This window comes from Marinitenerispora sediminis (genome assembly GCF_003336425.1).
GTDB classification, from domain to species: domain Bacteria; phylum Actinomycetota; class Actinomycetes; order Streptosporangiales; family Streptosporangiaceae; genus Marinitenerispora; species Marinitenerispora sediminis.
The window spans coordinates 1-3,991 of sequence record NZ_QEIO01000253.1 but is presented as its reverse complement, the minus strand read 5'-3'; the positions used below and the strand labels follow the sequence as shown (position 1 = coordinate 3,991).

The window sequence follows — 3,991 nt, the reverse complement described above, 5'->3', positions numbered from 1 at the left end:
GTCGTTGAAGGTGCCGCCGGCCCGGGTGAAGCGGTCGCGTGCCTGGGCGAGGTCGCGTTGGGCGTGGTCGAGTTCGGTGCGGGCGCGGTCCATCTCGCTTCGCGCCAGCTCGGTGCCGGTGCGGCTGCCGCGGGCGTCCGCCAGGCGGGTCTGGGCGAGGTCGGTCTCGGCCTGGGCGGCGGTGACCCGGCGCTGGGCGGCCTCGATGAGCCCGCCGAGGTAGTAGGGGTCGTCGTCGGTCAGGCCGAAGTCGGTGCGGGTGTTCTCCAGGTCGGTTTCGAACCGCACGACCTCGGCCTGGGCGCGGGCGGCCTCGGCGCGCGCCTCGTCCACCGTGCGGCCGCCGCGGCCCCGGCCACTGCCCTCGGAGCCGGTCGAGGCGTCGCCCCGGCGCTGCGTGGACGGCGCGCCGTCGCGGCCCTCGGCGTCCGGCCGTGCCGCGGTCCCCGAGGCGGGCGTGGTGACCGAGCGGCCGTTCGGGGCGGAGTCCGTGCGCGCCGAGAAGACGGGGAGCGTGTCCGGGAACGCCGGGCCGGCCAGCGGGTGGGCGTCGGTGTCCGGCTCCGAGTCGCTGTCGGAGTGGCCGTCCTGCGTTCCGGTGTCGTCCGCCAGGGACGGGACGGACTCGGCGTCGGAATCGAGGTCGCCGGCGTCGCTTCCGGAGAAGAGGGTCGCCGAGTCGTCGTCGGCGTCGCTGTCGACGAGGGTCACCGAACCGTCGGAGACGGACGTGGCGGCGGTACTGGCGTAGCCGGAGTGCTCCGTGCCGGAGTCGTCGTCGCCGAGTGAGGAGACGTCACTGCTGGAGCCCTCGGTATCGGGCGCTGCGACGGGGACGTCCAACGCGTCGTCTCCGCCGTCGCGAGCCGGGTGTCCCCCGGGCAGGTTCGCCCAGTTCCAGGACGGTGCGTCCGCCCAGTCCCAGTCGGCGGATTCGGTCGAGGACAGACTGTCGGAGTCCGCGTCGTAGCCGTCCGCGGACGGTGCGGGCGACGCCGAGCGCGCTCCCCGCCCCTCACCCGGCATCGCCGGCGCGGGGCGGTCGACGTCCGTTGGCTGGCGGAGCGCGTCGTCTTCGGTGCGCGGCGTCGAGGCCTGGGTGGGGCCTTGGGGCGTGGATGCGTCGAAGCCCGGCCCGTCATTGGACAGGTCCGACCGCCGGCCGGCTGGACCGCTCTCCGCCTCGCTGTCCTGGGGCTCCGGGCGAGGCTGCGTCGGGCTGGCGGACGGCGTGCTGCCGGGGTCGGTGCGGGAGCCGCCGCGACCCGCGCCGGGTGCGGTGTGCTGACGCAGTTCGGCGAGGGCGGTGTCGAGGGCGCCGCTGGCGCGCCAGTGCTGCCACGTGTCCTGGAGCCGCTGCTGGACCTCCTGCGAGTCGAGGGTCTTTCGCACGCCGTTGACCGGTTCGCGGATGGGGCTCAGGTTGTCGCTGACGTCGGTGATGCTGTGGCCGCGCTCGTGGTGGTCGTGGTGGGCGGCGAGGAACTCGATCGCCTGCTCGGGGCTGCCCAGCAGCTGGGGAGCGTCCTGGTGGAGGGCGGCGCCGATGCGCGCGCGGACGTCGCGGGGCAGGTCGGCGATGCGGACGGGCGTCTCGTACGGGGCGGGCCCGCCGTTGCCGCGGTCGAGCGCGGGGCGGGTGAGTTCGGCGAGCAGGTCGAGGTCGGGCTGGTGCAGCCCGGCGAACGGCAGGTTCGGCCGCGTCATGAGGTTGGTGGACGCGTGGTCGACCCGGGACTGGTCGGGGCGCGACCGGAGGACGCTGGGAGCGGCCTCAGAGGCGTGCTCCCGGTACCGGTCGGCGAGTCCGAGCGGGTGCAGCGTCTCGTGGACTAGGGCGCTCGGCTCGGCGTCCACGGCCCACGCGTTCTCGTTGCTCCGGGGGACCCGGTTGTCGACGGTGGGCAGCCACGTGACGTGCTTGTGGACGGGGCCGGTGACGCCGGGGTCGTCGGCGTCCTCGACGGTGACGTGGAGCTGGTCGCCGGGGGTGCCGTCGGGGTTGGGGAGCCGGTGCTGGTGGTTGAGCACCTTGTCCAGGGTCGTCAGGTAGGCCGCCTTGCGGTCGGCGATGACGGCGGGGTCGACTCCGTTGGGGTCGAACTTGACGCGGAGGGTGAGTTCGCGGAGGTGGGTGGGCCCGCCGGGCGTGCGGAGCTCGGCGGGGATGGGAGTCCGGCGCACCTCGAAGTGGGCGTGGCTGCTGTAGGGCCGGAACCTGGTCGGGAGCACCCGTTCGGGGGCCTCGGGGAGGCCATCGGGTCCGCGCTCGGCGCGCGGATAGCCGGGCAGCGGCCTGGCGTCGGGATCGCCGGCACCGGCGCGGCGGGCCGGAACGTCCGTGCGCCTGGCCTCCCGGATCGTCCCGGAGTCGACTCCGGAGGCGTTCGCCGGTGAGCCGATGGTGGTGACCGGTGCCTGTTCGCGGGCCCTTCTCAGGTCATCGTTGGTCTTCCAGGCGTCGCGGGTGACCAGCCCCTCGCTGTACGCCGGGGCCCGGACGCTGGCGGACTCCGCGGTCAGGGCGGAGATCCGCGACAGCGAGGCGGCCGTCACGCGGGGCGGGACGGCATCGCGGACGGTGTCCCGCTGGGCCGGGTCGTTCAGCCGGTAGAGCTGCTCGTCAGCGTCCAGGGCACGCTGCAGCGTTCGGAGCGCGGCGGCTTCGGCGTGCATGGCCTCGGCCTCGGCCCGGGCCCGCCGGACGTCGCGGTCCTGTGGGGCGGCGGTGCCGGGCGCGGCCTGCGCCGGAGGCGCCGGGTGCAGCTCCTGGGCCGCCTGCTGGTAGGCCAGGGCCTCTGCCGCCCGGAACCGGGCCTCAGCCAGCTTGGCCAGTGCTCCGGTGACGTCGCCGCGCGTGAACAGGTGGTCGGCCTCCGAGCGGGCCTTCCGCGCCAGGTCCGCGTCGTCCCTGGCCTCCGTGCGCATGTCCTGGGAGTCCGCCCAGTCTCCGGCCGCCGGGCGGCGGGTGCCGCGCCCGGCCCGGGCCTCGTCCCGGAGTGCGATCCGCTCCTCGATCCGTGCGCTGGTCTCGACCCGGTTGGATTCGTCCACAGCCCGGCGGACCTGCGATTCCGTGGACTCGGTGAGTCCGAACCAGGACAGGACGTCGGGCACAGCCGTGCCGTGGCCGGGCTGCGCCGCGCCTCCGGCCTGGGTCGGCGCACCCCAGGTGAGGCGGCCGTGCACGTCGTAGGGGTCGGTCTGACCGGGGTCGACGATGTCGACGCGGAGGCGGAGCTCGGAGCCGTCGCGCAGGGTGTAGGGGACCTGCTCGGTGGTGCCGTCGCCGCGGGTGACGGTGCGCCCGTTGTTGATCTGGGCTTCCATCGTCCGGACGAGTTCGTTCTCGGCCCGGGTGACGGTCTCGGGGCGTGCGCCGGCGGGCGGCTGGCCGCGTTCGAGCCGCACCACGGCCTCGACGGTGTCCCGGTCGTCGCCGGTGGTGCGGTGCCACTCGAAGCGGGGGTGGGCGGAGCCGGGAAGCTCTTGGCGCTGGGTGATGCGTGCGGGGAGCGCGGCGCCCTCTCCGGTGGGGACGGTGAAGTCGCGGGTCTGCCCGGGGCGGCTGCCGAAGCGCTCGGCGGCCTGCTCGGGCAGGGGCACGGTGCGGCGGGTGGGGTTGACGATGCTGTCCCAGCCGTCCGGCGGCGCCGGGTTCCGGCTCGCGAGGAACTCCAGGCCCTGCCGCAGCACGCCGCTCTCCCGCCAGAACCTGGTGTAGAGCCGGAACTTCTCCTCCTGGCCGGGGCGTCCGTGGAACAGCGTGTCGAGGCTCTTGCCGCCGACGTGGTGGTCGTAGTACGCGAGCAGGAACCGCCCGGCCTGGTCCCGGGTGAGGCCGTCGAGCCCGGCGATCACCCGCGCCGCGTCCCCGGGGAGAGGGGCCTGGCGGGGGGTGGTGGAGCCGTCGTGCTCCCCGGCGGGCGGGGCGTCGCCCGTGTCGTCCGTCCGCTGCGGGCCGAGGGCCGTGGCGAACTGCGCCAGCAGG

At 75.3% G+C, this 3,991-nt stretch carries 1 pseudogene; it reads right to left on the bottom strand.

What is annotated here, in order from left to right:
• Positions 1-3,991: pseudogene (locus DEF28_RS27745) on the bottom strand (hypothetical protein); the annotation flags it as partial.